Below are 25,788 nucleotides of genomic sequence, written 5' to 3' on the forward strand. Positions count from 1 at the left end.
GCGAGCCGTCAGTCGGCCTCGCGCTGCAGCGGCTCGCGCCGCACCACCTGCCAGCCGCGCGGGACGCGCAGACCGGCGGCGTGCCGGGCGCAGAGGTCGTAGCCGTGCGGTTCGACCCGCGTGGAGAGCGGCCCGACCACGACCATGGAGTCGCCGTAGTCGTACGTCAGGGTCGCCGAAGCGCTCGCGGCGCACGCGACCTTGCTGCAGATCCTCACGTCCATGTCGTCAGGGAGCCTAGCGGAGCGCGCACGGGCGACCGGAGCGACCGGGAGCGACGGCGGCACGCGTACGATGTGGGGATGCGTCGCAAGCCCCGCCTCGTCACCCCGGTCGACCGCGGTCGAGGACGGTCCCGGCACGGACGCGGCGGGCGGTCGAGCGTGACCGGTCCCGAGCTCGCGCCGATCACCACCCGCGCCGAGGCGTTCGACCGCATCGTCGGCGACAGCGCCCACTACCTGATCGGCCTGTGGCCGGACGAACTTGCGGGCGTGGTGTTCCAGGTGGCCGACATGCCGACCGACACGACGCTGCCCGATGCGATGCCCCGGTGGCGCATCGACCGCGACACCCGCAGGGTCACCGTGTTCCGGATCCCCGTCGAGCGCGTGAACCGCAGCCCCGAGAAGGACGACGCCGACCGGCGGATCATCGTCGAGACGGCCGTGTTCCGTGCCGTCGGTGAGCTGATCGGCAAGGACCCGTGGGACCTGGCGCCGGACCGCTACCGCCACTGGTGACGACGCCGGACCGTCGTCACCGTCAGGGGTAGACGCGCACCGGCGTGGAGACCTGGGTGGACGGACGGACCGGGAACCCGGCGATGCCGTCGTCCCCACGGTAGGTGACGCCGGCCACGACGCCCTCGGCTCCGGAGATCGAGAGCTGCTTCGCGGTCTGCACCGGCATGGTCGCCGTCGCGCCCGACAGCACCTGGATGGTGCGCTTCTCGTCGCCGGAGCGGATCGTGATCGCACGGTCCTCGCGCGTGGGGTTCACGAAGTTCATGCGGACGCCCTCCCCCGGTGCCACCGCGGTGATGACCTCGTCACCCAGGGGCTCGGCCGAGGCGAACCATCCGAGGTCGCTGTTGCCGTCGGCCGTCGGTGAGGTCGTGCGGGCACCGGCGACGACGGGCTGCGTCGACGTGACGGTGAACGAGTACCGGCCGTCCGGGAAGTCGTCGAGCGCGACGTCGGTCACCACCCCGGGCTCGGCGGTGGCGTTCACGGTCGTACCGCCGCCGTCCGCCGTGGTGATGCCGAGCGTGACGCGTGCCGACTCCGTGCCCGGGACGAACAGCCGGACCACGGGGGCGGCGTCCGCGGTGTCGTCGCCGCGCTGTGCCTCCTCCGCACCGGCGAGCACGACGCCGGGGATGACCTGCGAGCGTGACGGCGCGGCGCCGCCGGAGACGATGTCGTAGCCGCCGGGGGTGAGCGTGCGGACGACGGTCTCCTGCATGTGGGCGACGATCTGCCCGCCGGAGGACGACACGTGCACGACGGTGGATCCCTGGTCGGACACGAAGCCGGACAGCGGGACGACCTTCTGGGTGTTCGGGGCGACGACGATGCCGGTCGTGCCGGGGGCGCTGACCGTGCCGGTGCCGTCGTAGATCGCCAGGTCGACGGTCGCGTTCACGTCGGTGGGGTTCGACAGCGTGACGAGGCTGGTGCGCCCGGTCTCGGTCGAGCCGCCGACGAGCCAGGTCGACTGCGTGGGGTCGTCGCACGACGCCGCCCCGGCACCGACCAGGTCGCCGCTGGAGACGCTCTGGTAGCTGCTGCCCGCGACCTGCGGTGTGGAGTCGCCCGCGGGGGCCGTGAGCAACCGCGGGTCGCTGCCGCCGGTGGACGACGGGTCGAGCGAGGACCGCTCGACGGTCGAGCCGGTCGTCGCCGTGGCGACGGTGGCGGACCCGACCGTGCTCGCCTGGGTGGCGTCGTTGCCGGAGTCGTCGGACAGTCGCAGGGCACTGCCGGCACAGACGCGCTCGGCGTCGGCGGGGACCGGCGTGACGGTCCGGCCGGCCGGGCGACCCGGTTCGGCCGCGGTGCCGTAGGCGTGCGCAGCGGTGACCGCGCCGGCGGCGACGACCACCGCGATCGCGGTCGCGGTGCCGCGGACGACCCAACGTCGGACGGAGCCGGTGGTGGTGCTCATTCGTCGCGCTCCTCGTCGAAGGTGGTCGCGGGTTCCTCGGCCTCGATGACGTTCGAGGTGGCCCGGCGGCGGCGCGGGGCCGTCGGCACGGCGAGCAGGGCGGCGGCGCCGAACACGACGCCGAGCACGACCAGGTACAGCACGTGCGTGGCGCGGGCGGCGGCGGACCCGGTGGTGGTCCGGTCGACGTCGCCCTCGTAGTGGAACAGCTGCCCGTTCGTGGTCTCGCCGATGCTCGTGAAGAGCGCGTTCTGCCCGATCGCACCCGCGGCCCGGTCGTGCACGCTCTGCGCCTCGGGGTCGTCGCCGGCGTCGTCGAGCAGGACGAAGCTGATGCCGAGTTCCTGCAGCGCCGGCCGGGGGTCGTAACCGCTGCGGCTCGCCAGGTTGCCGGCGAGCGTCGCGAGGCGGGCGCCGGACTCGCTCAGTCGGAGTGCGGTGGCGTCGAGGGTCGACTGGTCGTCGAGGGTGGCACCCTGACCGCGCTCGAGTGCGACGGCGAGCGACCCGTCGTCCTGCGGCACCACGACGAGCGTGCCGACGTCGGGGTTCGCCTGCGCCTCGGCGTTCACGTAGGCGCTGAGCACCCGGCCGGTGGTCGGCTGGATCGCGGCGTTGCCGAGGTAGAACGCGGCGAAGGCCGGGGCCACCGCGACGCCGGCGAGCACCGTCGCGACGAGTCCCGTCACCGGTGCGGCCTTCGGCAGCACGTCGATGCCGATGCAGGCCGCGACGACGATCGCGAGCCAGTACACCGACAGCCCGCTGCCGGGCCACACGATGGTGGTGGTCGACCCGACGCCGGTGACGGTCACGTGGGTGGCGGCGAAGGCGGTGCCGAAGCCGAGCAGTGCGACGACGAGCGCCGAGCCGGCGACGGCCCAGCGGTGTCCGAGCATCGCGCCGATCGCGGCGGCGGCGATCGGCACGGCCAGGACGGCCATCACGATCGGCAGCCACGTGCCGACGGCGGCGAGCCCGGACGTGGCGGGCAGCCATCCACTCCAGTCCGGCAGCGGCTGACCGATCGCCAGCTGCAGCGCGGACGGCGCACGGGTGGCCGACGGCACGCCGGGGTCGGCGAAGACCGCGAGGACGTTGCCGCGCGCGACCTGCGCGAGGACGAGCGGCAGGAAGAGCACCGCGGTCGGCACCGGGATGAAGGCCCGACGGTGCGCTCGGCGCCACCCGACGACGAGCGCGACCAGCCAGCCGATCAGCAGGACCGGCAGCAGGGACGGCGCCGAGGCCGCCACGACCGCGAACAGCAGCGAGGCGCCGGACGCCCATGCCCACGAGCGGTGCGCCTCGAGCACGGCGACGAACAACCACGGCAGTACCAGGTGGGCGATGACGGCACCGAGGTGTCCGGTGGTGACCGCGCCGACGAGGGCCGGGGCGATGGCGTAGAGCGCGGCGCCGATGACCGGCACCCACTTGCGCGTCGTCACCTTGCGGACCGCGAACCAGGCACCGAGGGCGGACAGCGGGAACGCGACGAGCATCACGAGCACGACCGACGTGGACGGTGACCAGAACACGATCGAACCGAGCACCGCCAGCACGGCGGCGAAGGGGTCCGACGGACCGGTGAAGCCGGTGCCGAGCGAGTGCCAGCCGTAGCCGACGTTCTGCCAGAGCTGGCCGACGGTCGTGCTGAGGGGCAGCAGGCCGCCGCCGGTGAGCGCCGGCGAGCCGAGCAGGGGGTAGAGCGTCACGACGCTCAGGACCGCCGCGGCCAGCACGACCCAGATCCCGCCGTCGCCGAGGAACGACGCCCGCGCGATCGGGGCGTCCTCGACGCGGGCGAGTTCGACGTCGCGCGAGGTGGTCCGGTGCTCGTGCACCCGACGCCAGCTGACCCGGAGCGGTTCGACGGCGGCCCAGCCGAGCTTCTTCGTGCGGGCGAGGTTCCTGCGCGCCCGACCGGTGCCGCCGCCGAACGCCACCGCGAACGCCGCGGCGAGCTCCGGGACGACCGCCGCAGGGTGCTTGGCGACGAGGTGGCCGATCGCCCGGCCGACCGCGAACGGGACGAGGGTGAGCCAGTGCAGCCAGAGCAGCCCGCCCGGCGCGTAGGTCATCCGACGGTGGAGCTGTGCCTGCCGGTGCATGCGGACGCGGCGGGCCTCGGAGACGCGCTTGCGACCGAACTCCTCGATCGGACCGGCGGTGGTGACCTTCGCGCCGGGGACGACGGCGACGCGGTGCCCGGCCAGGCGGACGCGGACGCAGAAGTCGAGGGCGGCGTCGACGTCCGGCAGCGCCGGGTCGAAGCCGGACAGCTCGGTCCACACCGAACGGCGCACGAGCATGCCGCCGGCGGCGACCGCGAGCACGTCCGTGTGCCGGTCGTGCTGGCCCTGATCGAGCTCGTCCTGCACGAGACCGATCGAGCGGCCGAAGCGCGTCATGCTCTCGCCGAACGCGCGGATCAGCGAGGGGTCGTCGTCGGACACGAGCTTCGGACCCGCCACGACGACGGACGGCGCGATCTCGACGGCGGAGAGCAGGTCCGCGAGCGCGGTCGGGGACGGTGCGTTGTCGTGCCCGAGCAGCCACAGCCACTCGTCGACGGGTTCGTCGACGACGGCGGGCGGCGCCTCGCGTTCGCCGCGCGCGACGGCCTCGCCGAAGGGGCGTCCGGCCGGCAGACGCAGCAGCTCGGCGGACCCGCCGAAGGAGAGCCCGGCAGTGGAGCCGTCGGTCGACCCGACGTCGACGACCACCAGGTTCTCGGGGTGGCGGGTCTGGGCCGCGAGTGCGTCCAGGGTCCGGTCGAGGTGGGCCGCTCCGTTGGCGGCGACGAGGATCGCGGTGACTCTGGGCTGCATGACGGGCGTCACTCTACGGTCTGGAGGCACGGCGTCCGCTGCGGACGGCGGCGCGCCGTGAAGCTGTGGGAACGTCAGGGCTGCGCGGAGGACGACTCGACGTGGCCGGCTTCCGGCGCCTTCGTCGCAGGCTCCTCAGGGGCGCAATCGCACGGCGCTGGCGCGCCGTGACCGCGATTACGCCCGCTTGCGCAGCTTGCGACGCTCGCGCTCGGACAGACCGCCCCAGATGCCGAAGCGCTCGTCGTTCTCGAGCGCGTACTCGAGGCACTGCGCCCGGACCTCGCACGACGTGCAGATCTTCTTCGCTTCGCGCGTGGAGCCGCCCTTCTCGGGGAAGAACGCCTCCGGGTCGGTCTGTGCGCACAGCGAGTCGACCTGCCACGCGAGCGGGTTCTCCTCGTCGTCCGTCTCCGGCCGTCGAACACCCGGGACGCCGAGCGCCACGGGGTCGACGTGCCAGTCCTCTGGAACTCCGGCGTGGAAGTCGGAACCGTTCACCCTGATCACCCCTGACGTCTCGATAACGGGACCACAACGATTGAAGTCGTTGCCTGTAATTACAGCGGTGTCATTCGCCTGAGTCAAGTCGCGGATCATAGAAGGCAGTGACCGCTTCGGCGTGTCATGTCCCCCGTCTGGGCGTGTCGCGCCCGTTCTGTCGGGGTTCCGGGGGACAACTGACACGTCCTCAGCCGCTACGAGGCGCTGCGGCGGGCCTCCCACGCGCTCGTGACCATCTCGTCCAGGGTGTGTCGCATCGCCCAGTCCAGGTCCCGCGTCGCGGCCTCGCCGGTCGCCACGATGCGCGCCGGGTCGCCGGGGCGGCGCGGCGCGATCTCCGGCTCGAAGGCGATCCCGGTGCCCTTCGCCATGGCGTCCATGATCTGCCGGACGCTCACACCGTCGCCGCTGCCGAGGTTGTAGGCCTGCTCGAGCGGCTCCCCCGCCTCGAGCTTCTGCGCCGCGACGGCGTGCGAGTGTGCGAGGTCCGCGACGTGGATGTAGTCGCGGACGCAGGTGCCGTCCGGGGTCGCGTAGTCGTCGCCGTTGATCCGTGGGGTGCGACCGGCCAGCAGCGCGTCGAACACGAGCGGGAACAGGTTGTGCGGGCTGGCGTCGTACAGGTCGGGCTCGCCGGACCCGACGACGTTGAAGTACCGGAGCGAGGTCGTGGTGAAGCCGGCGGCGACCTCCATGTCGCGCAGCAGCCACTCGCCGATGAGCTTCGACTCGCCGTACGGGGACTCCGGCGCCTTCGGGGTGGACTCGACGACGACGTCGACGTCCGGGGTGCCGTACACCGCGGCGCTCGACGAGAAGACGGCCTTCGTGACGCCGTTCTCGGCCATCGCGCGGAGCAGCGTCGCCATGCCGGTGACGTTCTGCTCGTAGGTGTGCAGCGGGCGCTCGACCGAGACGCCGGCGTACTTGAAGCCCGCGACGTGCACCACACCGGTGACGTGGTGCTCCCGCAGGGTGCGGGCGACGAGGTCGCCGTGCAGGATCGTGCCCTCGACGAACGGCACGTCGTCCGGCACGAACGCGCGGAAGCCGCTCGAGAGGTCGTCGAACGCGACCGTGTCGATGCCGGCCGAGCGCAGTGCTCGGACGACGTGGGACCCGATGTACCCGGCACCGCCGGTGACCAGCCAACTCATGGTCGCCACGCTAGCGGACGAACGAGACGCCCCGGGGCCGGTGTGCGGGACCGCGCCAGGGCGTGCGGCTCCACGCCGGGCCCCGGCCCGTGCCCCTAGTGGCCGGTCGCGATGAACACCGTCGACGTGACGCCGTTCGACGAGTCGGCCTCCACCGTGACGTCGCCCTCGTCCGGCGTGATGAAGCACGACTCGCCCTTGCGGAGCAGCGTCGCGGACGTCGCGCCGACGAGCGTCACGACGCCCTCGGTGCAGATGGCGATCGACGGGCCGGACAGCGGAGCGACCCCGCCGGTGCTCAGCCCGACCGGTCGCCCGTCCCCGTCGACGCGCAGGAGCGCGAAGCCGACACCCTCGGGTGCGAAGCGGTCCACGCCGGGGGCCAGTCGCTCGGGCTCGAGGACCGGTGCCGGGTACGCCGTGAAGTCGAGCACGTGCAGGAGCTCGGGCACGTCGACGTGCTTCGGCGTCAGCCCGCCGCGCAGCACGTTGTCGGACGGTGCCATCAGCTCGATGCCGAGTCCGTCGAGGTAGGCGTGGATGTTGCCGGCGGGCAGGTACATGGCCTGCCCCGCGGTGAGGGTCACCCGGTGCATGAGCAGGGAGACGACGATGCCGGGGTCGCCGGGCCAGCTGGTCGCCAGGTCGCGGACCGTGGCCGTGTTCGGGGTGAGGAGGTCGTCGTCGAGGGCGACGGCGAGGTCGCTCGCCGCCTGCACCACGGCGAGCGCGGAGTCGTCGGCGGTCTCGAGCCAGCGGACGGTGTCCTCCAGCCCGTGCACCAGGTGCACCTCGAGCGGACCGAGCCGACCGCTGCCGGCGTCGAGCACGCGGACCTCGGCCAGGGTCTCCTCGACCGGACGGAAGCCGCTCAGTGCCTCGAACCGCTCGCTCAGGGCGACGACGAGCTCGGGCTTCGGGAACGGGTCCTTGTAGTTGCGCGCCGGGTCGTCGATCGCGATGCCCTCGCGTTCCTCACGCGCGAAGCCGGCCTCGGCCTGCTCCGGGGTCGGGTGCGCCTGCAACGACAGGGGCGCGGCCGCTGCGAGCACCTTCAGCAGGAACGGCAGACCGGTGCGGTCGCCGCCCAGGGCGTCCTGCGGCTCGGCGGCGATCCAGTCGAGCAGGGTGTCGGCACCGCCGACCATCGCCGGGTTGACGACCACGCTCGGGCTGCCCGGGTGCGCACCGAGCCAGAGCTCTGCCTGCGGGGCGCCGGTGACGGTGCGACCGAGGAGCTCGGGGATCGCGGTGACCGAGCCCCAGGCGTAGTCGCGGGGGGTGTTCGTGATGCCGAGGAACATGGGCGAGAGCCTACCGGCGGGATCCGGGGACTTCGTGGCCGCCCGCCGCCGGTAGCCTGACGTCGTGACGAACACCTGGCCGCTGGCACGCGGGACCGTACCCGAGCGCGAGGCGTTCGCCTTCGGTGCGACCACGATCTTCGTGCTCTTCGCCGGCGACGCGGTCCCGAACACCCTCACTTGGGTCGGCGCTGGCATCCTGTGGGCGCTCGTGGCCGCCTGGGGCATCACGATCCTGGTCCGGGCGAAGCCGCCGCTCGTGCGCTCCCCCTGGCCGCTCTGGGCCTTCCTGGCGTGGTGCCTGCTGTCGGTCGTCTGGTCGCACTGGCGCTTCGCGACGATCTCGAGCCTGACCGTGCAGGTGATCTGCGCCGCCGTGGCCTTCACGATCGCCTCCACCCTGACCTGGCGCCGCATCCTCGACGCGCTCAGCCTCGCGCTCCGCTGGGTGCTGCTGCTCTCGATCCTGTTCGAGGCCGTCGTCGCCGTGTTCGTGCGGCACCCCATCGCGCCGATCTGGACCGACTACGGCGACGCCGACATCCCGGACGCGTTCTACTTCTCGCGCGCCGAGCTGTTCACCGGCGGCCGCATCCAGGGGCTGCCGGGCAACGCGAACCTGCTGGCGATGGTCGCGCTGCTCGTCGCGATCGTCGTCGTGCTGCAGCTCGCCGAGGGCCGGATGCGTCGGCAGCGGGCCACCGGCTGGCTCGTGGTCGCCGCTCTCGGGTTCGTGCTCACCCGCTCGTCCACGGTCATCGCGGCCGCGCTGGTCGTCGCCGTCGTCGCCCTGGTCGCCGTGTGGATGCGCCGGGTCCCGACGGAGCGACGCACCCCGCGGTACCTGCTGCTCGCGGTCGGCGCGGTCGTCGTCGCCGTCGCGGCGTTCGTGCTCCGGGGGCCGGTCTCCGAACTGCTCGGCAAGGGGTCCGACGCGACCGGACGCGGTGAGATCTGGGCGAAGGTCCTCGGCCTCATCGACCAGCACGCGGTCGTCGGCTGGGGGTGGATCGGCTACTGGTGGCCCGGCATCCCGACCCTGGCCGACCTGGCCCACCGCAAGGGCGTCACGTACCTGCAGGCACACGACGCCTACCTGGACGTCTGGATGCAGACCGGCATCATCGGGCTCGTCCTGTTCCTGCTGTACGTCGTCACGACGCTGTCGCGCTCGTGGGCGTGCGCGACCCGGATCGGCTACGACGCCGCGCTCCGTCCGCGCACGTTCGACCCGGTGTCGCTCCTGCCGCTGCTCGTCGTCGTCGCACTGCTCGTGCAGTCCGTCGCCGAGTCCCGGCTGCTCTACCAGGGGAACTGGGTGCTCTTCGCGCTCATCGCGATCAAGACCCGGATCGTCCTGACCGGCGAGGAACCGACCTCGACCGGCGACGGCCCGCGCACCCCGCCGGCGAAGCGCGAGTTCCGCTGGGCCACCACGCGCTGAGCAGCGAACGGCCGGCGGTCAGCGGTCCGGTGTCAGCGGAACAGCCAGGCGCACGCGACCGGTGACGACCACGGGTTCGACCGCACCCGCACGACCTCGAGCGTCGGGTCGGCGCGACACGCCTCGGCGGCGGCGGGCAGCTGCTCCGCCCACACCGGCCCGTCACTGCGCCGGGTGTCCGCCGGCGCGACGTGCAGGACGGCGGCCGTGACGACGGCGGCGACCACGCACCAGGCGGCCAGCGCCCCGACGAGGCGACCCGTGCCTCCCGTCCGCTGCGCGACACGCGACCACCGGTCGGCGTCCACCAGCGCGGCGGCGGCGACCACCGCGGCACTGACGAGCAGCAGGCCGGCGGCGGCCGCGTAGCGCTGCGGCGGGATCGCCGCCACGGCGGGGGTGGGGTCTGCCCACGGCTGCCCGGCACCGTCGTTCGCGAGCAGGGCCGCCCACCACACGGCACCGGACGCCAGCGTCAGCGCGACGACCATCCACCGGCTGCGGGCCGGACCGACGACGACGCCCGCGACCAGGACCAGCACCAGTGCGCCGGCCGGCACCAGGACGGGCGCCCAGCCGTGCTCCACGACCGTGCCGACCACCTCGCCGAGGTGCGGGTCCCACGCGCCGGCGACGGGCCGGAGCAGGAACCCGGCGAGCACGTCGCGGAACGCCGGAGCACCGGGTGTCAGGTCGCGCGGGTGGGTGAGGGTCGTGACGACCTGGACGACGGCCGCGGCGAGCGCCACGACCGTGACGGGCAGCGGCAGCAGGCGCGCGTGGCGGACCCCTCCCGACGCAGCGCGCCGCCGGGGCCACGCGAGCAGGAGCAGCGGCGTGAACAGGATCGCCTGCGGCTCGGTGAGCACCGCGAGTCCGGCCACCACGGCGAGCGCGGCTGCACCCCACCAGGTCCGGCTGCGGTGGGCGAACACCCACGGCACCAGCACGAGCAGGTACCAGTGCAGGTTCGCGGCGTTCCCGCTGATCTCGTAGGGCGCGAGCGGCAGCACGACGGGTACGCCGGCGAGCACCAGGCGGAACGGCCACGGTCGGACCACGTCGCGGGACAGGACGAAGACCAGCGCGCACACGGCGCCGACGACCAGGCAGGACGACAGCGAGACGACCTGGGCGTACCGGGCGGTCGGCAGCGCGTAGCCGAGGTCGACCACCATCCGGGGCAGCAGGTGGACGTACCCGGCGTACGGGTGCAGCAGGGTGTCCACCGGGCCGAGGGCGATGCGTTCCCGCAGGAAGACCCCGCCGTCCTCGGCCCAGACGGTGTTGCGTGGTACGGGACCGAGCCGGTACCAGGCGAGCGCGGCGGTGGCGAAGCCGATGACGACCGCGACCAGCGGCAGGCCGGCGGCCCTCCGCAGGGGGTCCATTGCAGTGAAGCTAGGTGAGCATCGCGCATCGTCGATGACGCCACACCGCGGATCGTCGATACCGCGTTTCCGCGATGCGGGCGGCTCGTCACAAGGTCGTACGCCAAGATGGACGCGTGACGGACGGCCGGGTGAGCAGACACGTGCTCGGGCGCCGGTACCTCTCCGCCTGGATCGGCTTCTCGGCCGGTGGACGGTTCAGCCAGGCGCTCGCGACGGTCATCGTGCTGTTCGGGTTCGGGCAGCCGACCGTGCAGGCACTGGTCGGCCGGTCCGGCACGTGGGCCGTGCTCGTCACGCTGTTCGTGCTCGCCGGGCTGAGCCTGCTCGGGCAGCGGTACCGGATCGAGTGGCACGGCGTGCTCCCCCTCTCGCTGCTGGCGTTCGTCGGGTACTGCGCGTTGAGCGTGCTCTGGAGCGAGTACTCGTGGGTCGCCCTGCGCGGACTCGTGCAGACCGTCTGCTTCATCGGGCTCGGGCTGTACCTGGCCCTCGGGCGGGACCTGGTGCAGGTGATCCGGGCGTCCGGTGACGCGTTCCGGATCCTGCTCGTCGTCGCCCTCGGGCTCGAGGTGCTGTCCGGACTGGTGCTCGACGTCCCGCTGCCGGCCTTCGGGATCCGCGGCGACATCGCGTACGGCGGCCCGATCCAGGGCATCGGCGGGACGCGCAACTTCATGGGCTTCATCGCCGCGATGGCCCTGGTCACCTTCGTCGTCGAGTTCCTCACCCGCTCCGTGACCATGTGGCGCGCGATCGGCTCGACCGCCCTCGCCGTCATCGCCCTCATGCTCGTGCAGTCCCCCATCACGGGCCTCGCGATGATCGCCCTCGCCGTCACCGCCCTGGCCCTCTGGTCGCTCCGGCACGCGCGGCCCGCCACCAGACCGGTGGTCAACGGCGTCCTCGGCTCCGCGGTCCTGCTCACGCTGGTGGTGGCGGTGTTCGCCCGGCACCGCCTGCTCGCCGAGATCGGCGCGGCCGGGGGCACCGCGACGCGCATCGACCTGTGGTCGCAGATCCGGGTCCTGACCGAGCGGTACCCGATCCAGGGCTGGGGGTGGGTCGGGACGTGGCCGACCGAGCCCGTCGTGCCCTACGTCACGCTCATCGACCCGGCCGGTGCACGGTTCACCTCGGGCCTCAACGCGTTCGTCGACGCCTGGCTGCAGCTCGGGGTGGCGGGCACGATCATCCTCGGCATCGCCGCGCTGCTGGCCTTCGCGCGGGCGTGGGTGACGGCGACGACGTTCCCCGGTGTCGCCTACGTGTGGCCGGCAGCGGTGCTGGTGCTCCTCGCGGTGACGAGCGCGGCGGAGAGCTACCTGCTGCACGGAGCGGGCCTGATGTTCTTCGTGACGGTGCTCGTGATCGCGGCGCGGCGGCGCTCGTGGCGCCGGCACCTGCCGCGGGCGTAGGTGCCGCGGGGTTCCGGGACACGCCACCCGCGTGCCGCCGAGGTTCCAGAACACGCCGCCCGTGTGTCACCGAGGTTCCACGGAACGCCGATGGGAGCGCCGAGGCTCCAGGATTTCGGAACCTCGGGGCCGCACGCGGGGTACACGGCCGCGAGCGCGGGCGGGCGAGGGCGGGGGCGCGAGCGCGCGCGCTACGGGCGAGTGGGGCGACCCAGGCGGCGCTGCAGCCCCCACTGCGTGACGCGGAGCATGGCCTCGACGACGATGGAGCGGCTCATCTTCGAGACCCCGTGCACGCGGTCACGGAACCGGATCGGCACCTCGACGATGCGGCCGCCCAGGGCGTCCACGCGCAGCGTCATGTCGACCTGGAAGCAGTACCCCTTCGAGTCGATCGACCCGAGGTCCATCCGCGCGATCGCGTCGGAGCGGTAGACGCGGTACCCGGCGGTGATGTCCCGCACGTGGATCCCGAGCACCAGCCGCGCGTACGTGTTCGCACCGCGGCTCAGGGCCTGACGGCGGAGCGGCCAGTCGACGACCGATCCCCCGGGCACCCAGCGCGACCCGATCGCGAGCAGGACGTCGTCCGAGGCGGTGACCGCGTCGATGAGCGCGGGCAACCGGTCGGCCGGGTGCGAGCCGTCCGCGTCCATCTCGACGAGCAACGGGTAGCCGCGCTCGAGCCCCCACCGGAACCCGGCGACGTAGGCCGTGCCGAGTCCGAGCTTGCCGGCGCGCTGCAGCAGGTGCACCCGGTCGTCGGCGGCCGCCAGGGACCGCACGATGTCGCCGGTGCCGTCCGGGCTGCCGTCGTCGACGACCAGCAGGTGGACACCGGGCGACGCCGTCAGGATCGCGTCGGCGATGGCGCGGATGTTCTCGGCCTCGTCGTACGTCGGGACGACGACGAGGGCCGTCGTCTCGGCTGGGTTCACCGGTTGCCGAGGCGTCGCTTGATCTTCCCCGCGACGCTGCGCGGGCCCTCGGTGCGGAAGTAGTGCACCGCGCGGCCGACGTCGTAGCGGACGCCGGAGAGCTTCTTGCGGTCCGGCACACGCACGCGCATCGTGTGGGGCGCGAGCTTCGTGCTGGTGTCGCGCACCGACTTGTCCGCCGCGCGGATCGGGTTGCGGCAGAACTCGACGAGCGGCGCCAGGACGTTCTCCCACGTGAACTGCTCGCGCACACGGTCGACGTTGGCGATGAACCGGGCCCGGGCCTTCTTGTCGAAGAGCGCCGTCTCGAGCGCCGTGGCCAGGCCGTCGACGTCCTGCTCGTGCACCGCGACGCCGAGCTGCTCCTCGGCGACCAGGTCGCCGAAGGAGTCGCCGGCCGTCGTGACGATCGGCAGGCGCGCCCACAGGTAGTCGAGGATGCGGGTGCGGAACGAGAACGTGGTCTCGAGGTGCTCGTAGTGCGTCGAGACGCCGGCGTCGGCCTCGAGCAGGTACGCGCCGCGCTCCTCGTACGGGATCCACGAGTCGTTGAAGAACACGTGCTTGCCGGTCAGACCGAGGGCATCGGCCTCGGCACGGACCTTCGCGACGATGTCCATCTCGGGCACGTCGGGGTTCGGGTGCTGCACGCCCATGAAGAAGAGCTTCACGGACGGTCGGCGTGCGGCGAGCTGCGCGATCGAACGGACCAGGGTGATCGGGTCGAACCAGTCGTAGATGCCACCGCCCCAGACGACGAGCTTGTCGTTCTTGCCGATGCCCGGCACGACGCCCTTGACCCGCGGCTGGTCGTGCACCGGCGGGGTGGAGGACAGCCCGAACGGCACGACGCCGATGAGCGAGCGGAGGTCGGCGTCGCGCGAGTACGTCCGCGCGTTCACCCGGCCGGAGCCGGCGAGCTGACCGAGCCAGAACATGCGCTGGCGCTCCGACGCGCAGATGAAGTAGTCGCCGAGCTCGAGCTGGTGGTTGAGCGTGTCCGAGGCGTCCAGGATCTGGCGGTTCCACTGGTCGACGTCGTCGCTGCGGCCCTGCTCGAGCTGCTCGAGGTGCAGCGGGTCGTACACGTCGACGACCAGGATCTTGCTCGTCGACTCGAGCACCGGGAACAGCCGGAGCGCGTGGCCCTGCACGATGATGACGTCGGCCCAGCCCTCGTGCTCGACCATCTGGCGCGGGTGGCGGTGCGGCACGGTGACGACCTCGTACGACGGGTCGATCTGCGACGAGCGGGTCAGGCTGACCACGCGCACGTCGTGCTCGGACGCGAGCTGCTTCGCCATCTGGGTGGCGCGGATCGCGGGACCGGCCATCTTCGCGCCGATCGAGTCGCCCGTGATGATGAGGATGCGACGACGGGTGCCGACCTCGAGCACGCCGAGCGAGTGCACGATCTTGTCGTAGCCGGCCAGGTAGTTCTCGATCGGGTACGCGGGCTCGTCGCGGTTGCCGAACAGGCGCAGGAGCTCGCGGTCGCTGCGGACCCGCGTGGCCTGGATCGCGCGGCGCGACTCGGTCATCGACGGCAGCTGCTCGACGAACTGGTCGACGCCGTAGATGCCGGCCATGCTCGTCTTCGGCACCGGGATGGTGGGGACGCTGTCGTCACCGGGGTTCCGCAGGTCGAGTTCGGTGGAGTCGAGCTCCCCGCGACCCACGGCACGGCGGACGGCGAGCGCCAGGGAGCCGGGCAGGGCGGCGGCGAGCTGCTCGTCACCGAGGTTCTTGTACAGCGTGAAGAGGGCGTTCCGCTCGAGCAGGTAGGTCTCACGGAAGTCGCCGAACTTGTTCATGGACGCGTGGTGCTTGTGGAACGCGACCGACTTCGGCTGGTACCGGAAGCGCCAGCCGAGCAGGTTGAGCCGCCAGCCCAGGTCGACGTCCTCGTAGAACATGAAGTAGCGGTCGTCGAAGCCGTCGAGCTGCTCGAAGAGCTCGGCGCGGATGAACATCGCGGCGCCGGTGCCGAACAGGACGTCGGTCTCGCTCTCCCAGCGGCCGGTGTCCGGCGACCCGGCGAACGGCTTGTAGCCCATGCCGTACCAGGTCATCGCGGCCTCGGTGAAGTCGATGTTGACGCCCTCCCAGTCGAGGACCTTCGACGCCACGGCACCGATGTCGGCGCCGGACGCGAACGTGGCCATCGCCTCGCGCACCCAGCCGGTGTCGGGACGGGCGTCGTTGTTGAGGAACGCGACGACCTCGCCGGAGGACTTCTCGACGCCGAGGTTGCAGCCGCCGGTGAAGCCGAGGTTGGCGCCGGCGTCGACCAGGGTGAAGTCGAGGTCGGACGCCTGCAGGCGACCCAGGTGCTCCGGACCGGAGCCGTTCTCGACGACGATCACCTCGAGCTTGTCCTGCGGCCAGTCCTGCTTGCGGAGTTCCGCGATGCTCGTCAGGGTGTCGTCCGTGCCCTTGTAGTTCACGAGGATGACGGACACGACTCCCGGCTTGCGCTCTGTCACGCGAGTTCCTCCAGCAGCTGCCGCGCACGGGCGCGGATCGGTGGCTCGGCCCACGGGGTGCCGCGAGCCGATGACACCCTACAAGGCGCGCCCCGCCACTCCCCTGTGGCCGCCGCCGATTCGTGCAGAATGGGCCGCGTGACTGCCGCAGTGATCCCGAACACTCCCCTGTCCTCGCCCCTTGCGCAGGAGTACGCGGCCATCGCGGCCGGTGCGCACGCCGAGGGGCCGCGCGGCACCGTCCGGTTCGCGGTCTCGACGGCCGACCCGACCGAGGGCAAGGGCGACCTGTTCGTCGCTCTCGGGCTCGCGCGGGCGCTCCGTGCCGAGGGCTGGGGCGTCGCGATGTGGCCGCTCGAGCGCTGGGGTGAGGCGGTGCCCGCCGACACCGCCGTCGTGGTCAGCATGATCGAGTCGTTCGTCCCCGGGTACGTCCCCGCCGGCACCGCGCTGGTCGCGTGGGTGCGCAACTGGACGGCGAAGTGGGCGGCGCTGCCCTACCTCGACGAGTTCGACGCGGTGTGGACGTCGTCCGGCATCGCCCGCGACGCCGTCGCCGCGCAGTACGACGGCCCCGTCGAGGTGGTCCCGATCGGCGTCGACCTGGACCTGTTCACCGACGAGCGTCCGCACCAGGCCGGCACGACCGCGGCGTCGACCGCGCCCGAGCGCACCGACCGTGCCGTCACGACCGTCAACTTCTGGGGTGTCCGTCGCCGCGTGCAGGACGTGCTCGCCGAGGTCGCGCCGCCCGAGCCCATCGTGTGGTTCGCCACGAACGTCGACCACGTCGAGGCCACGGCCGGCGTCGAGCTGCGTCCCGCGGTGTCCTACTTCGCGCTGCCCGAGGTGTACCGCGCCGCCGGCTTCGTCGTCGACGACGTGATCGCTCCGGCCGCCGAGTACGGCACCCTGAACTCCCGCCTGTACGAAGCGCTCGCGTCCGGGGCGCTCCCCGTGACGGACTGTGCGCTCGGCCTCGACGAGCTCGGCCTGTCCGACGTGCCGGTCTTCGACGACGCCACGTCGCTCGAGCGGGTGCTCGCGATGCCCCGCGACGAGCGCACGGCCCTGACGGCACGGCTCCGTGCGGTGGTCGTGGAGCGGCACTCGTTCCGGGCGCGCGCCGAGCAGGTCGGTCCGGTCCTCGACGCGGCCGTCGCGGTCGCGTCGGGTCGGTCCGGCGAGCGGAACGCGTTCCTGCGCTGGGCGACCGCGCAGCGTGAGGTCCTGCGGCAGGCCGAGCACGACCGCGACGTGCACCTGGCCGGGGTGCAGGACATCAACCGGCGACTGGTCGCGTCGGAGCAGCAGGTCGGCGCGTACGACACGGCCCGCCGTCAGGCCGAGGCGGAGCGCGACCAGATCGCGGCCCGGTTCGCGGGCCTCACCCGGTCCCCCGAGTACCGGCTGCTGCACGGCGTGGGCCTGATGGCCCGGCGCGTGCGTCGCTGACGTCCAGCCAGCACTGACGTCGCGACCACGGAACGGACGGGAGGCCCGTGGCGGATCCGCCACGGGCCTCCCGTCCGTCACGGGTGACCGTCTACTGCACGGTCACCGTCTTCGTGCCGAAGCTCTTGTACGTCCCGCTCGGCAGGTCCTGGTAGTAGACGCGCACGGTGTGCGTGCCGGGCTTCAGCCCGGTGAGCACGCGCGACAGCCCGACGTCCGAACCCCAGTTCGGGTAGTTCTTCTGCACGTCCGTCCGGGTCGCGTTCGCCGTGCCCGGTGCGATCGCGACGCCGTCCAGGTGCATCTTGTACTTGACCGGGTCCCAGACGTCGGGGTCGATCGCCCAGCCCCGGACGGTGATGGTCCCCTTGCCGCCGGTGACGGAGTCGAACGAACCCTTCACCACGCCGCCGTTGCCGGTCGTGCCCGTCGCGGGCGGGTCGATGACCGTGAAGGACTTCGTGCCGAAGCTCTTGTACGTGCCGCTCGGCAGGTCCTGGAAGTACACGCGGACGGTGTGCGTGCCCGCGCTCAGGCCGGTGAGCTGCACGGACAGCCCGACGTCGGATCCCCATCCCGGGTGGACCGCCTCGACGTCGGTGCGCTTGGCGTTGACCGTGCCGGGGGCGATCGCGACGCCGTCCAGGTGCATCTTGTACTTGACCGGGTCCCACACGTCGGGGTCGATCGCCCAGCCCTTGACCGTCGCGCTGTAGACGCCGCCGGTGACCGACTCGTACGAGCCCGTCACCGAGCCGGTCTTGCCGGTCTTGCCGGTGGTGCCGGACGACGGGGCCGTGGCCGACGTCACCTTCACGGTCTTCGTACCGAAGCTCTTGTAGGTGCCGCTCGGCAGGTCCTGGAAGTAGACCCGCACGGTGTGGTTGCCGGCGCTCAGCCCGGTCAGGCGGAGTGCCAGGCCGACGTCCGAACCCCAGGACGGGTGCTTCGCCTCGACGTCGGTGCGGGTGGCGTTCGCGGTACCGCTGTCCGTGCTGACGCCGTCGACGTGGACCTTGTACTTCACCGGGTCCCAGACGTCCGGGTCGATCGCCCACCCGCGCACCGTGGCCGTGCCCGCGCCGCCGGTGACGGACTCGTACGAGCCGCGGAGCGCTCCGGTCTTGCCGGTCTTGCCGGTGGTGGGGGCGCTGACGGTGACGGACTTCGACGCGACCTTCACGTAGTCGGTGCCGGGCTTGTCCTGCGTGTAGAGCACCACGCTGCGGGTGCCCGGCGTGATGCCGCCGATCGTCTTCGAGAACCCGAGGGTGCTGCCGACGCCCTTGTAGACCTTGGCGACGTCGGTGCGGGTGCGGTCGGCCGTGCCGGTCGCCTTGCTGACGCCGTCGACCAGGATCTTCCACGGGGCGGGCTTCGCCGAGTCGGGGTCGAGGACCCAGCCGCTCGCGGTGATCGTGCCGGCGCTGCCGGTGACGGTGTCGAGTGCGCCCTTCGGGGCTGCGCTCACGACGGTGCGGGTGTAGCAGCCGAGCAACGTGTTGCTGCCCTTGCCCTGGTTGATGGCGTAGGTGCACACCGAGTGCTTGCCGACGCTCAGCCCGGTCAGCTCGGTCGAGAAGCCGTGCTTGAGGTTGTTCGCGCCGAGGGTGGCGGACAGGTCGGGCCGGTTCACGTTCGCGGTGACGGTCTTCGCCCCCGCGCCGTCGACGTAGAACGCGACGCGGAGCGCGTTCGTGGTGTCCGGGTCCACGGCCCAGCCACTGACGGTGATCGACGAGGTCGAGCTCGGGGTGACGGCGTCGACGTTGCCGTACGGGTTGCCGCCGCCGGTCGCCGAGCCGAACCAGTCGGTGTACATCCGCCAGAAGTTGCGGTTGCCGTACGCCGAGCAGCTGTCGCCGGTGCCGTACAGGTTCGACATCGCGGCGGTGTTCGGCGTGTACGGGGTGTAGATGTACAGCCCCGCGGTCGCCTGGTTCTGGATGTAGACGGACTTCCGACCGCAGGCCGCGTTCGGGTTGAGGAGGATCGAGTTGGTGCGACCCGCCTGGTACGCCCACGAGGTCGGCGACGCCTGGTAGCGCTTGAACTGCAGGGCGGCGGCGTAGACCTGCTGGCCGAAGCCGAAGTACGCCGGGTCGCAGGGCGCGGTGTCCGGGCACGCGAAGCCGGTGGCGTGCAGGTACATGTAGGACGTCGGCGAGGACGTCGTGACGATGCCCTGCTCCTTCTGCAGGAGCACGAGGAGCACCTTCTGGCTGATGCCGCACGCGGCACCGACCTGGGCGATCATCGTCGCGGCCGACTTGGTGCCGCCGGCGATGGCGCTGCACCGGCCGGAGACGGCGCCGATCGCGCTCATCTTCTGCGAGAAGTCCTTCAGGCAGGCGGGGCCGCCGGAGGCCTTCTTGCAGTTCGGGGCGACGCTCGTCAGGAACGACTGCACGGCCGCGGCGTTCATCGCCGAGCCGTTGTAGAAGTTGGCGTCGCTGATGATGTTGCCCGGGTCGAAGTCGCCGGCGACGGCGGCCGAGGCGGACTCGGTCGTGGTCTGCTCGGACAGGATCGTGCCGAAGGTCAGCCCGCTGACGGCGACGGCGAGCGCCGCGACGAGCGCGAGGGACGTCCGGAAGGGTCGGCGACGGCGTCCGTCCGACTCGGTCTGGATGGAACGCATCACGGCACCTCCGCCGGCATCGGGTCGGACGTCGTCGACGCGGAGCCGACGGCGTAGGTCAGGGTGACGGACCAGGTGCCGCTGGGGACCTGGGCCGCGGGGAACGCGACCTGCGCGCAGTTGACCGAGGACGCGCTGGCCTGCGCCGCGCTCGTGGCGGTGCGCGTGACGCTCCCCTTCTTCGCGGTGAACGTGCAGGTCCCGCTGGTGTCGGTGGTGCCCGAGACGAGTCCGCCGGCCTGCAGCGTCTTCGAGGCCGTGTCCCAGCCGCTGTACGTGACGACGGCGGTGGCCGGGAAGTCCGACGGGTCGGTGTCCGGCTCGTTGGTCGAGCCACTCCCCGGGAAGGCACCGGGGGTGTCGTCGTCCGAGGCGGTGGGGTCGTCGGTGGCCTCGGACGCGGGCGACGACGCGGTGCCGGTGGGCTCCGCGGTCGCCGGGTCGTCGGCGGTCGGGGTCGGACTCGCGGTGCGGGTCGGCGATGCGGACGGCGTCGGGATGGCGTCGTCGCCACCACCGGAACAACCGGCCAAGAGAACACTGAGGGCACCGACCACCGCGAACGCAGCGATCGGCCTGGATGCGAGGAGCATGCTGACGGGCCGTCCTGTGGATGTTGACAAGGGTCCGGGTTGCGACAACGGTAACCCGAAAGTGAAGGTTGAGGGTTGGATCGGCCCGGAATCACCCCCGCTCGGGGTGCACGACGGCCGTCGCCCATCCCTGCCGCGCGGGCCCGGTGAGTATGCTGTTCCGGTCCTGCCCCCACGAACGAAGAGACGTATGGTCGATCAAGCCCGCATGACGGCGCTCGCGAAGGAACCCCTCGTCGTGATCGGCGCTCCGACGAGCGCCTTCCGCGGAACCTGGCGGGAGCTGCGCGACGTCTTCCGGCAGCGCGAGATGCTCGGGATGCTCGTCCGACGCGACCTGAAGGCGCGGTACAAGGACTCGGCGCTCGGGTTCGTGTGGACGCTCGTGCGCCCGCTGACCCAGCTGCTCATCTACTACTTCGTCATCGGCAAGGTCCTCGGCGCCGCCAACGGCATCGACAACTTCGCGATCTACGTCTTCACCGGCCTGACCGCCTACACGCTCTTCAGCGAGATCGTCGCCGGGTCGACCGGCTCGATCGTCGGCAACTCCGGACTGATCAAGAAGGTCTACGTCCCCCGCGAGGTCTTCCCGCTCGCCAGCGTGGGCGCGGCCCTGGTGAACTTCACGATCCAGTTCGCGATCCTGCTCGCCGCGACGGTCGTCATCGGCGTCTTCCCGTTCCACGAGGGGCTGGTCTACCTGATCCCCTCGCTCGCCGTGATCCTCGTCTACGGCGCGGCCATCGGTCTGGTGCTGTCCGCGCTCAACGTCTACCTGCGCGACGTCCAGTTCGTCATCGACGTCGGCCTGATGGTCCTGCTCTGGGCCTCGCCGATCGTGTACTCGTACTCGCGGGTGGTCGCCACCGTGAACACCGACTGGCTCATCACGGCCTACACGAACAACCCGCTGACGCTGGCCGTGCTCGGCATGCAGAACGCGATCTGGCTGCACGACCCGGCCGACGTCACGTACCCGGACCACCTGATGCTGCGCCTCGGCATCGCGTTCGTCATCGGTGTCCTCTGCCTCCTCGGCGCGCAGCGGGTGTTCTCCCGTCTGCAGGGCAACTTCGCGCAGGAGCTGTAGACCATGGCCATCAGCACCCCCGTCGCACCGACGCCCACCGAGGGCACCGCCGAGCGCCCGGACGTGATCGTCATCGACCACGTCCGCAAGCGCTTCACGGTCCGCAAGGACAACACCCTGCGCGAGCGCATCGTCACGCTCGGTCGTGCCGGCCGGAAGCACCGCCAGGACTTCTGGGCCCTCGACGACGTCACCGTGTCGATCCAGGCCGGCTCCACCGTCGGGCTGATCGGCCAGAACGGCTCCGGCAAGTCGACCCTGCTCAAGGCGATCGGCGGCATCATCCAGCCGACCTCCGGCACGGTGTCCCGCCGCGGTCGCCTCGCCGCGCTGCTCGAGCTCGGCGCCGGCTTCCACCCCGACCTGTCCGGGCGCGAGAACGTCTACCTCAACGCGTCGCTGCTCGGCCTGAGCCGCAAGCAGACCGACGAGAAGTTCGACGACATCCTGGCGTTCTCGGGGATCGGCGACTTCATCGACACCCAGGTGAAGTTCTACTCATCGGGCATGTACGTGCGACTCGCGTTCGCCGTCGCCGTGCACACCGACCCCGACGTCCTGCTCGTCGACGAGGTGCTGGCCGTCGGCGACGAGGCGTTCCAGCGCAAGTGCCTCGACCGCATCCGGACCTTCCAAGAGGCGGGCAAGACGATCATCATCGTCACGCACTCGCTCAGCCAGGTGCAGGAGATGTGCGACCGGGTGGTGCTGCTCAACAAGGGCAAGGTGCTGCACGACGGCGATCCCGTCCAGGCCGTGAGCATGTTCCGCGAGGTCCTCGAGGAACGCCGCCAGGGCGAGCTCAGCACCGACGTCGCCGTCGGCCGGGGCAAGGTGATCGGCGCGAGCGTGCACGTCGACGGCAAGGAGCCCCGCGCCGAGGTCGTGCCCGGCGACGACCTCGTCGTGGACATGGAGTTCGAGCACCTGGACGGCATCGCCGACTGGGAGGCCGCGGTCCAGATCAACAACGCCGGCGGCCAGGTCGTCTACGGCACCACCACCGGCATCATGGGCCTCGAACTGCAGCCGCTGCACGGTCGCCGGAAGCTCCGCCTGCGGATCGCCGACACCGCGTTCGGCACCGGCAAGTACTTCATCAACGTGTCGATGATGGACTCGGCCGGCCGCCACCTGCACGACATGCCGGAGTGCGACTCGTTCGAGGTGCCCGCCTTCGACAACGCCGTCGGCACCGTCTACGCGCAGCCCTCGATCGAGGAGCTGGACTGAGCCCCACCGACGGCACGCTCCGCACCGCGGTCGTCGTCGTCAACTGGGAACGCGCCGACCTGACGACCGCGGCCGTCCGCGCCGTGCTCGCCGATGGTGCGGCCGACCAGGTGGTCGTCGTCGACAACGGCTCGTCGGACGACTCCGTCGCCGTGCTGCGCCGGGACCTGCCCGACGTCACCGTCGTCGCGCGGGAGCACAACGACGGGTTCGCGGCCGGCGCGAACACCGGCATCCGGCACGCGGACGCCGACGTCGTCGTGCTGCTCAACAACGACGCGGTCCCCGCGCCGGGCTTCGTCGCGGCGCTCCGCGACCACCTGGCGCAGGCGGGGCCCGAGGTCGCGGCCGTGACGGGCCGCATCGTGCTCGCCGGACGCTGGACGGGCCTCCCGGTCGGTACGACGCCCGCACCCGGCCAGCGCGTGCTGCGCGACCACGACGGCCGCCTGTGGACGCCGTCGGCCGACGGCGAGGTGCGCCTCAACTCGACCGGCGTCCGAGTCGACCGCGACGGCAACGGCATGGACCGCGACTGGTTCGCACCTGTCGACCGGGTCGCCGACGTCGACGTCTTCGGCTTCTCCGGCGGCGCCGCCGCGCTCCGGCGGAGCGCCCTCGACGACGTCGGCCTGCTCGACGAGTCGCTCTTCATGTACTACGAGGACACCGAGCTCGCGTGGCGGCTCCGGCGACGCGGCTGGCGCGTGGAACACGCCGCCGACGCCGTCGTCGAGCACGACCACTCGGCGTCGTCGGGCGTCCAGAGCGACCTGTTCCGCTTCCGCAACGCCCGCAACCGGATGGTCGTCGCGCTCTGGCACGCTCCGTGGCCGACCGTCCTGCGGGCGAGCGCCCGCACCCTCTTCCGCGGCCTGCGCGGGATGCTGTCCGGCACCACCCGACGGGAGGCCCGGCTCGTCCTGGCAGCGTTCGCGGACGTCGTCGGGACGCTCCCGTCGCACCTCGCCCGGCGGCTCCGCGAGTCGCGGCGCGCGTCCGTCCCCCGCCGCAGCGTGGACCCGGGCGCATGAGCGCGGAGGGCTATCCTGGTCACTCCCCTGCTCGCTCCCCCGCCGACGGTCCCGACCGTCGCGCCCCCGTTCGGAAGGACCCACGCGTGCCGCAGCTCACCGTCCTCGTCGACGGGACCGCGGTACCGCGTGAACTCGGCGGTGTGGGTCGCTACGTCGAGGGGGTCGTGTCGCACCTGACCGACCCGGCGCTCGACGTCCACCTGGTGGTCCGCCCCGTGCACGCTCCGCACTTCGCCGCCGTCGCGCCGCACGCGACCGTGCACACCGCGCCGGGCTGGACCGACTCCGTGCCGCTCCGGTTCCTGTGGGAGCAGACGGGGCTGCCGGCACTCGGCCTCCGCCTCGGCGCACGGGTCCTGCACTCCCCGCACTACACGTTCCCGTTCGGCTGGCGCGGCGGATCCGTCGTCACGCTGCACGACGCCACCTTCTTCTCGAACCCCGAGTGGCACTCCCGCCTGAAGCGCACGTTCTTCACGTGGTGGAGCCGTCGGTCTCTGCGTTCCCGCCCGGTGGTCATCGTGCCGAGCGCGGCCACCGCGACCGAGGCCGCCCGGGTCGTGACCGGCATCCGCGCCGACGTCCGGGTCGCACCCCTCGGTGTCGACCGTGCCGTGTTCCACGAGCCGTCCAGCGCCGAGGTCGAGGACGCCCGGATCGCCGCGACCCTGCCCGAGGGGGCGCCCTGGATCGCGTTCCTCGGCACCATCGAACCGCGGAAGAACGTCACCGCGCTGCTCGACGCCTACGCCGCGGTGCGGACGTCGCGTGCGGCCGCCGGTTCGGACACGCCGTGGCTGGTGCTCTCCGGTGCACGCGGGTGGGACGAGTCCGCGATCGCTCGCCTCGACGCCCTGCAGCCCGACGAGCACGTGATCGAGGCCGGCTACCTGCCCCTCGAGGACCTGGCCGGCTACCTCGGCGGAGCGGAGTTCGTGGTGTACCCGTCACTCGGCGAGGGCTTCGGCCTGCCGGTGGTCGAGGCGATGGCCTCCGGCGCGTGCGTCCTGACGACCCGGCGATTGTCGCTGCCCGAGGTCGGCGGCGATGCAGCCGTGTACACCGAGCCGTCCGCCGACGCGCTGGCGTCCGCGATGACGAGGCTGCTCGACGACCCGTCGATCGTCGCATCCCACCGGGCGGCCGCGCTGGCCCGGGCCGCTTCGTTCACGTGGGAGGCCACGGCAGCCGTGCACGTCGGTGCCTACGAGTCCGTCGCCGGGGGCGCACGGTGATCCGCGTCGCGGTGCTGACGGTCACCTACAACACCGGCGAGACCATCCGGCCGTTCCTGGCGAGCGTCGCCGACGCCTCGTCGGAGCCGGTCGCCGTCGTGATCGCCGACAACGGCTCGACCGACATCGACGCACTCCGGGCGATCGGTGAGTCCTACGGCGCCGTCGTGGTGTCCTCCGGCGGCAACCGCGGCTACGGCGGGGGCATCGACGCCGCGCTGAGCGCCCTCGACGACGTGCTGCCCGACGTCCGGCCCGAGTTCCTGCTCGTCACGAACCCCGACGTCGTGCTCGCGCCCGGGTCGATCGACGAACTCGTGCGTGCCGCCGACCGGCTGCCGTCCGGCGGCTCGTTCGGACCGCGGATCCTCGACGAGCAGGGCGACACGTACCCGTCCGCACGCCAGCTGCCGTCGCTCCGGACCGGCCTCGGGCACGCGGCGTTCTCGCGGTTCTGGCCGGCGAACCCGTGGAGCCAGCGGTACTGGTCCACCACGCAGGTCGTCGAGCGCGAGGCCGGCTGGCTGTCCGGAGCGTGCTTCCTCATCCGGACGTCGTTGTTCCGCGAACTCGGCGGCTTCGACGAGTCGTACTTCATGTACTTCGAGGACGTCGACCTGGGCCAGCGCGTCGGTCGCTCGGGTCGGGCGAACGTGTACGTGCCGACGGCCGTGGTCACCCACACCGGGGCACACTCGACGTCGTCGAACCGGCGCCGGATGGAGATCGAGCACCACCGCAGCGCGTACCGGTTCCTGTCGCGGAAGTACCGGGCGTGGTGGCTCTGGCCGCTGCGCGTGGTGCTGCACGCGGGCCTGTCCGTCCGCGCCCGCTGGGTCACACGCAAGTAGCCCGG

The 25,788-nt window shown here is 72.0% G+C and carries 20 protein-coding genes; 9 read left to right on the top strand and 11 right to left on the bottom strand.

What is annotated here, in order from left to right:
• Window positions 1-8: 8 nt before the first annotated feature.
• Window positions 9-224, bottom strand: a complete 216-nt coding sequence (locus tag ACXKZB_RS12415) for a DUF3499 family protein (protein WP_123313702.1) — start codon at window positions 222-224, stop codon at window positions 9-11.
• Between the two features lie 78 nt (window positions 225-302).
• Here ACXKZB_RS12415 and ACXKZB_RS12420 point away from each other — a divergent pair, with 78 nt between their 5' ends.
• Complete coding sequence (locus tag ACXKZB_RS12420) at window positions 303-743, top strand: metallopeptidase family protein (RefSeq protein ID WP_488823315.1); 441 nt, start codon at window positions 303-305, stop codon at window positions 741-743.
• A 22-nt stretch (window positions 744-765) separates the two neighbouring features.
• Here ACXKZB_RS12420 and ACXKZB_RS12425 read toward each other — a convergent pair whose 3' ends face one another.
• From ACXKZB_RS12425 to manA, 5 genes are all read right to left on the bottom strand, one after another.
• Entirely contained in the window at window positions 766-2,169 is a 1,404-nt protein-coding gene (locus ACXKZB_RS12425) for a DUF5719 family protein (RefSeq protein WP_488823316.1), read from the bottom strand.
• Window positions 2,166-5,003, bottom strand: a complete 2,838-nt coding sequence (locus tag ACXKZB_RS12430) for a glycosyltransferase (protein WP_340196398.1) — start codon at window positions 5,001-5,003, stop codon at window positions 2,166-2,168. The genes ACXKZB_RS12425 and ACXKZB_RS12430 overlap by 4 nt, the downstream gene beginning before the upstream one ends.
• A gap of 177 nt (window positions 5,004-5,180) precedes the next feature.
• Entirely contained in the window at window positions 5,181-5,513 is a 333-nt protein-coding gene (locus tag ACXKZB_RS12435; protein ID WP_374114433.1) for a WhiB family transcriptional regulator, read from the bottom strand.
• A 188-nt stretch (window positions 5,514-5,701) separates the two neighbouring features.
• A complete protein-coding gene (gene galE / locus ACXKZB_RS12440) occupies window positions 5,702-6,664 on the bottom strand; it encodes a UDP-glucose 4-epimerase GalE (RefSeq protein ID WP_488823317.1) in 963 nt (320 codons plus the stop codon).
• A 95-nt stretch (window positions 6,665-6,759) separates the two neighbouring features.
• Window positions 6,760-7,968, bottom strand: coding sequence for a mannose-6-phosphate isomerase, class I (manA, locus tag ACXKZB_RS12445; RefSeq protein WP_488823318.1), 1,209 nt, complete (start codon window positions 7,966-7,968; stop codon window positions 6,760-6,762).
• A gap of 64 nt (window positions 7,969-8,032) precedes the next feature.
• Between manA and ACXKZB_RS12450 the strand changes: the two genes are divergently transcribed.
• Window positions 8,033-9,412 carry an O-antigen ligase family protein gene (locus ACXKZB_RS12450; RefSeq protein ID WP_488823319.1) on the top strand — a complete coding sequence of 460 codons (1,380 nt, stop codon included), beginning with the start codon at window positions 8,033-8,035 and terminating at the stop codon, window positions 9,410-9,412.
• A gap of 32 nt (window positions 9,413-9,444) precedes the next feature.
• Here ACXKZB_RS12450 and ACXKZB_RS12455 read toward each other — a convergent pair whose 3' ends face one another.
• Window positions 9,445-10,803 carry a hypothetical protein gene (locus tag ACXKZB_RS12455; protein ID WP_488823320.1) on the bottom strand — a complete coding sequence of 453 codons (1,359 nt, stop codon included), beginning with the start codon at window positions 10,801-10,803 and terminating at the stop codon, window positions 9,445-9,447.
• Between the two features lie 131 nt (window positions 10,804-10,934).
• Between ACXKZB_RS12455 and ACXKZB_RS12460 the strand changes: the two genes are divergently transcribed.
• Window positions 10,935-12,221, top strand: coding sequence for an O-antigen ligase family protein (locus ACXKZB_RS12460; RefSeq protein ID WP_148061793.1), 1,287 nt, complete (start codon window positions 10,935-10,937; stop codon window positions 12,219-12,221).
• Between the two features lie 191 nt (window positions 12,222-12,412).
• Here ACXKZB_RS12460 and ACXKZB_RS12465 read toward each other — a convergent pair whose 3' ends face one another.
• A complete protein-coding gene (locus tag ACXKZB_RS12465; protein ID WP_488823321.1) occupies window positions 12,413-13,159 on the bottom strand; it encodes a polyprenol monophosphomannose synthase in 747 nt (248 codons plus the stop codon).
• Window positions 13,156-15,645, bottom strand: coding sequence for a glycosyltransferase (locus tag ACXKZB_RS12470; protein ID WP_123313711.1), 2,490 nt, complete (start codon window positions 15,643-15,645; stop codon window positions 13,156-13,158). The genes ACXKZB_RS12465 and ACXKZB_RS12470 overlap by 4 nt, the downstream gene beginning before the upstream one ends.
• Before the next feature lie 138 nt (window positions 15,646-15,783).
• Between ACXKZB_RS12470 and ACXKZB_RS12475 the strand changes: the two genes are divergently transcribed.
• Window positions 15,784-17,100: a glycosyltransferase family protein gene (locus ACXKZB_RS12475; RefSeq protein WP_488823322.1), complete on the top strand. Its 1,317-nt coding sequence runs from the start codon at window positions 15,784-15,786 to the stop codon at window positions 17,098-17,100.
• Between the two features lie 91 nt (window positions 17,101-17,191).
• Here ACXKZB_RS12475 and ACXKZB_RS12480 read toward each other — a convergent pair whose 3' ends face one another.
• Together ACXKZB_RS12480 and ACXKZB_RS12485 are read right to left on the bottom strand one after the other, a co-directional pair.
• Window positions 17,192-19,741 (bottom strand): hypothetical protein, encoded by a 2,550-nt coding sequence (locus ACXKZB_RS12480; protein WP_488823323.1) that lies wholly within the window; start codon window positions 19,739-19,741, stop codon window positions 17,192-17,194.
• The gene (locus ACXKZB_RS12485) at window positions 19,741-20,334 is read right to left on the bottom strand and encodes a hypothetical protein (protein WP_488823324.1); all 594 of its coding nucleotides are present in this window, start codon (window positions 20,332-20,334) and stop codon (window positions 19,741-19,743) included. Before ACXKZB_RS12485 ends, ACXKZB_RS12480 begins: the two co-directional genes overlap by 1 nt.
• A 190-nt stretch (window positions 20,335-20,524) precedes the next feature.
• Here ACXKZB_RS12485 and ACXKZB_RS12490 point away from each other — a divergent pair, with 190 nt between their 5' ends.
• The 5 genes from ACXKZB_RS12490 (at window position 20,525) to ACXKZB_RS12510 (ending at window position 25,783) form a co-directional block, all read left to right on the top strand.
• Entirely contained in the window at window positions 20,525-21,427 is a 903-nt protein-coding gene (locus tag ACXKZB_RS12490; protein WP_340195901.1) for an ABC transporter permease, read from the top strand.
• Window positions 21,428-21,430: 3 nt separating this feature from the next.
• On the top strand, window positions 21,431-22,660 hold the full coding sequence (locus tag ACXKZB_RS12495; protein ID WP_222658009.1) for an ABC transporter ATP-binding protein: 1,230 nt from the start codon (window positions 21,431-21,433) through the stop codon (window positions 22,658-22,660).
• Window positions 22,579-23,694, top strand: coding sequence for a glycosyltransferase (locus ACXKZB_RS12500; RefSeq protein ID WP_488823325.1), 1,116 nt, complete (start codon window positions 22,579-22,581; stop codon window positions 23,692-23,694). Before ACXKZB_RS12495 ends, ACXKZB_RS12500 begins: the two co-directional genes overlap by 82 nt.
• Before the next feature lie 86 nt (window positions 23,695-23,780).
• Window positions 23,781-24,932 carry a glycosyltransferase family 4 protein gene (locus ACXKZB_RS12505; RefSeq protein WP_488823326.1) on the top strand — a complete coding sequence of 384 codons (1,152 nt, stop codon included), beginning with the start codon at window positions 23,781-23,783 and terminating at the stop codon, window positions 24,930-24,932.
• Entirely contained in the window at window positions 24,929-25,783 is an 855-nt protein-coding gene (locus tag ACXKZB_RS12510; RefSeq protein WP_488823327.1) for a glycosyltransferase family 2 protein, read from the top strand. Before ACXKZB_RS12505 ends, ACXKZB_RS12510 begins: the two co-directional genes overlap by 4 nt.
• Window positions 25,784-25,788 lie beyond the last annotated feature (5 nt).

Source organism: Curtobacterium sp. ABR8 (genome assembly GCF_057812125.1).